General features: G+C 44.8%; 1 protein-coding gene. It reads left to right on the top strand.

All coding sequences use genetic code 11. The annotated features are described in order from the left end of the window. Positions 1 to 308 (top strand): hypothetical protein (locus BGP76_RS20285; protein WP_158584165.1); only part of this gene is annotated, 308 nt, incomplete at both ends.

Below are 308 nucleotides of genomic sequence, written 5' to 3'. Positions count from 1 at the left end.
AGCAAATGATCAAGACTTTTCATCTACGTTCCAGATTCGTTTTGGAGAGCGGGAGTATAGCAGTGATGCCTTTTACCTAGATGATGTTAAAGTATATGAACGTCCTGCACATGACCTAGCGGCAATCGATTTGGAAATTCCCGCATCATCACCGTTACTCGGAGCGACAGAACAAATTACTGTACAGTATGTGAATCAAGGAGTAAGTACAGAGACAAGCGTACCGTTGACGGTTTGGATCGATGGCCCTAGTGGTAGACAAGAGGTGAGTGAAACAGCAGCGATATCATTGGCTACAGGAGATACCT

The organism is Reichenbachiella sp. MSK19-1, assembly GCF_003590315.1.
Classification (GTDB): Bacteria; Bacteroidota; Bacteroidia; order Cytophagales; family Cyclobacteriaceae; genus Reichenbachiella; species Reichenbachiella agariperforans.
Note: the sequence above shows the minus strand (reverse complement) of the source record. Positions and strands in the feature narration are given on the sequence as shown.